At 66.4% G+C, this 2,979-nt stretch carries 4 protein-coding genes; 1 reads left to right on the top strand and 3 read right to left on the bottom strand.

Annotated features, from left to right (window positions below; genetic code table 11):
- The 3 genes from RMO40_RS09780 to RMO40_RS09770 all read right to left on the bottom strand — a co-directional run.
- Positions 1-225: M61 family metallopeptidase (locus RMO40_RS09780; RefSeq protein WP_489660136.1), on the bottom strand; the 225-nt coding region annotated here is incomplete at its 3' end.
- A gap of 9 nt (positions 226-234) precedes the next feature.
- Positions 235-987, bottom strand: coding sequence for a thioredoxin fold domain-containing protein (locus RMO40_RS09775; RefSeq protein ID WP_309719843.1), 753 nt, complete (start codon positions 985-987; stop codon positions 235-237).
- Positions 988-996: 9 nt separating this feature from the next.
- Entirely contained in the window at positions 997-2,184 is a 1,188-nt protein-coding gene (locus RMO40_RS09770; RefSeq protein ID WP_309719839.1) for an FAD-dependent monooxygenase, read from the bottom strand.
- A 99-nt stretch (positions 2,185-2,283) separates the two neighbouring features.
- Here RMO40_RS09770 and RMO40_RS09765 point away from each other — a divergent pair.
- Positions 2,284-2,979: AsmA family protein (locus tag RMO40_RS09765; RefSeq protein WP_309719837.1), on the top strand; the 696-nt coding region annotated here is incomplete at its 3' end.

Here is a 2,979-nt window from a genome sequence, read left to right as displayed (position 1 = left end):
GGCCGCCACCCAGGTGGCCTTGTCGAGCTGGGTCAGCACGACCTCGCTCGCGCCCTGTTTGGCTTGCAACTCCGAGAGGTGCCGCGCGAACTCGCGCAGCAGGTAGCTGCCCGGGATCCACGCCGGCAGGCTCACCCGCTGGTCGGGTGCAGGCTGGGGAATGGTCAGCGTGACGCGGTAGAGGTGGGCGTGCGCGTCGGCAATCTCGAGCCGGTGAGAAATCATCAACCGGCTTCAGTTGGTGCCGGGCGCCGGCTTGGCTGCGGCGCTCGCCACCAGCTGCTTTTCGATCTGCTCGGCGTTGATGGCGCCGGGCACGCGGGTGCCGTCGATGAAGATGATGGCCGGCGTGCCGTTGATGCGGTACTTTTGCGCAAACGCCAGGTTGCGCGTGATCGGCGTGCTGCAGGCACCCATGTTCTTCACCGGGGTTTTGTTCTCCAGCATCCAATCGAGCCACGCCTTGGTCTGGTCTTTGGCGCACCAGATGTTTTCCGACTTCTGCGGTGAGTCGCCACCCAGCACCGGCAGCAAGAAGGTGTAGACGGTGACGTTCTTGACCTTTTGCAGGTCGGCTTCGAAACGTTTGCAGTAGCCACAATTGGGGTCGGCGAAGACGGCCATCTTGCGGGCCCCGTTGCCGTTTTTCCAGACGATGGCGTCTTTCAGCGGCAGCTGGGCGAAGTCGACTGCGTTGAGCTTGTTGATCCGCGCTTCGGTGAGGTTGGTGCGGGTGCGGGTGTCGATCAGGCTGCCCTGGATCAGGTGGTTGCCGTTCTCGTCGGTGTAGAGCAACTCACTGCCGATGCGCACTTCATAGATGCCGGGAATCGGTGTCTTGTTCACCTCGTCGATGGGTGGCAGCGTGGCCAGCCGCTCGGGCAGGTTTTTGCGGATGGCCGCTTCATCGGCGAGGGCGGCAGGCGCCAACAAGGTGCTGGCCACCAGGGCCAGCAGCGTGCGGGAAAGAGGTGTCGACAACAACATGGGGAGCTTTCAAGAACCCAAGGCGCGCGAGGTGAGCCAGCGCTTGAGTGGGGGTAGGTGGTTGACGAGAGTCATGCCGCGGTTGCGGAGTTCCCGCAGCGCGGGTTGTTCCTGTGAAAACAGTCGCAGAAGTCCATCTGTGAGCTGGCCCATGGCCACGGTGGGGGCCTGCCGCTGCCGCTCGTAGCGGCGCAGCAGTCGGGCGTCACCCAACGCGCGCCAGGGCTCACGCTGCGCGATGACATGGCTCAGGGCGGCGACATCGGCCAGGCCGAGGTTCAAGCCCTGGCCGGCCAGCGGGTGCACCACATGGGCGGCGTCGCCGAGCAGCACCCAGCCTTCGCCACACCAGGCTTGCGCGCGGGCCAGCATCAGCGGCCAGGAAGCGCGCTCACCGGCCAGGCGCAGCACGCCGCACCGGCCATCGGTGGCCTGCAGCAGCGCCTGCTCGAAGGCAGTGGCGTCGAGCGCCATCAGTTCATTCGCCCGAGCTTCAGGCAGAGACCACACGAGCGCATACGACTGCTCGGGCTGCGGCGAATCGAAGGGCAACAAGGCCAGCACGTCAGGCTGGCGGAACCACTGGCGTGCGGTGTTGCGGTGGGGCTGCCCGGTCACCAGGCGCGCGGCGATGGCGCGGTGGCCGTAGTCCTGCTTGTCCCACACCACGCCGAGGGCTTCTCGGCTCGCCGAGGCCTTGCCTTCGCACAAGGCGGTGAGCGTGGCTTCGACCGGGCTGGTGCTGAGCGTGATGTGCGGCGCAAAACGCACCGCCGAGGCGAGCGACTGCTCCAGCACCGCCGCATCGGTGATCCACGCCAGCTCGCTGAAGCGGGCCTGCCAGGCCGAAAACTCCAACAGGCCAGACGGGCTGTCGCCTTCGATGTGCATGTCGTAGACGGCGGTGGCAGCGTGTGGCGGCAAAGCGTCCCACACCTTCAGGCCACGCAACAGGTCGACCGAGGCGGCATTCAGCGCATAGGCGCGCACGTCCGAGGGGCCGCCGGGCCGTCCCAAGGCCCCTCGCGCCCCCTCGGGGGGCAGCTCACGCAGTGAGCGTGGGGGCACAACGTCTTCGCGCGGGCTGCCCGCAGGGTCTGACACCAAGGCCACCTGCAAACCCTGGCGCGCAAGCGACAAGGCCAGGCTCTGGCCGACGATCCCGGCCCCTTGCACGCAAACATCGAAGGGTTTCATAGCGTTTCATTGTAGAGACGCCGATGTGTCAGGTGGCCCAAGGCAGAATCGACGGCTTCCCTCCCATTTCCATGGCCCTCACGAGGGGCCAAAGACCGCATGAAATCACCCTGGATGCGCAAACTGCTGATCGGCGCAGGCGTGTTCGTGCTGCTGATCGCAGCCGCCCTCACCTACCTGGTGGCGACCTTCGACCCCAATGCCTACAAGGGCCTGGCGATCGACTGGATGAAGACGAACCGCAACCGCACGCTGGCGATCAACGGGCCGATCAAGTTGTCGGTGTTCCCGCGCCTGGCGGTGCAGGTGTCGGGTGTGACGCTGAGCGAAAAAGGCCGCGCCGACGAATTTTTGTCGCTCGACGAAGCCGCGCTGTCGGTCGACGTGCTGCCACTGCTGCGCCAGCAGGTGGTGGTCGACCGTGTCAGCGCACGTGGCCTGCGCGTGAACTACCAGCGTGGCGACAAGGGAGCCTCGAACATCGACGACCTGTTGGCGAGCGAGCCCGACACGCAAACCCAACCGAGCGGCCCCGCACTGCGCTTCGACGTGAGCAGCATCCAGCTCGACGACCTGAAGCTCAGGCTGCGCGACGACCAGGCCAAACTGGCCGGCGAGATCACGCTGCTGTCGCTCAGCACCGGCCGCGTGGCTGACCAGGTCGAGTCGCCGATCAAGCTGCAGGCCCGCGTGGCCCTCACCTCGCCCCCCGTGCAAGGCGACCTCAGCGGCAGCACGCAGCTCACGCTGGCCCTGGCCGACAAGGGTGTGCGCTTGCGCGACATGCAGCTCGCC

Source organism: Rhizobacter sp., from assembly GCF_031412075.1.
Taxonomy (GTDB): Bacteria; Pseudomonadota; Gammaproteobacteria; order Burkholderiales; family Burkholderiaceae_C; genus Rhizobacter.
Note: the sequence above shows the minus strand (reverse complement) of the source record. Positions and strands in the feature narration are given on the sequence as shown.

What these genes read in the sequence shown, in the direction of transcription:
- RMO40_RS09775 (WP_309719843.1), bottom strand. Translation starts at nt 987, where the DNA reads ATGTTGTTGTCGACACCTCTTTCCCGCACGCTGCTGGCCCTGGTGGCC.
- RMO40_RS09770 (WP_309719839.1), bottom strand. Translation starts at nt 2,184, where the DNA reads ATGAAACCCTTCGATGTTTGCGTGCAAGGGGCCGGGATCGTCGGCCAG.